Here is a 419-nt window from a genome sequence, read left to right as displayed (position 1 = left end):
TCTGCCTGCTCTTTTGCATCCTGCAAATCCTTCTGGCGTTTTTTCTCCTGAAGCTCGTTAAGACGCTGCTGATCGTACTCAACCTGAGAAGATGATGCCGTCCAGGGGAGTCTTTTCGCCCGCGACACTTTCTCCTGTAAAGCGGAAATCTGTTCATCCAGCGAGTCTTCACGACCAATATTCATGGCCGCATCCCAGAAACGACTCCATAAATCAGACAGATACTTCAGCGTACTGCCCAGCGCATTGAGGTTATTATCAATATCCGCAGTACGCCGACCGGTTTCCTCTGCCAGTGCAGACATGGCTATCCGTGCCGCATCACTGGACCGCCCCTGTTCCCCAAGGACGCGTATCTGCTCAAGCTGAGTGGCAGTAAGAAAATGCAGCTCATTGTCCAGAGCCTTCGCGGCATTTAC

1 pseudogene is annotated in these 419 nt (G+C 52.0%); it reads right to left on the bottom strand.

Annotated features, from left to right (window positions below):
- Positions 1 to 419: pseudogene (locus ATB02_RS25840) on the bottom strand (phage tail tape measure protein); the annotation flags it as partial.

The sequence above is a fragment of the Escherichia sp. MOD1-EC5189 genome (assembly GCF_002966045.1).
GTDB lineage: Bacteria > Pseudomonadota > Gammaproteobacteria > Enterobacterales > Enterobacteriaceae > Escherichia > Escherichia coli_F.
Note: the sequence above shows the minus strand (reverse complement) of the source record. Positions and strands in the feature narration are given on the sequence as shown.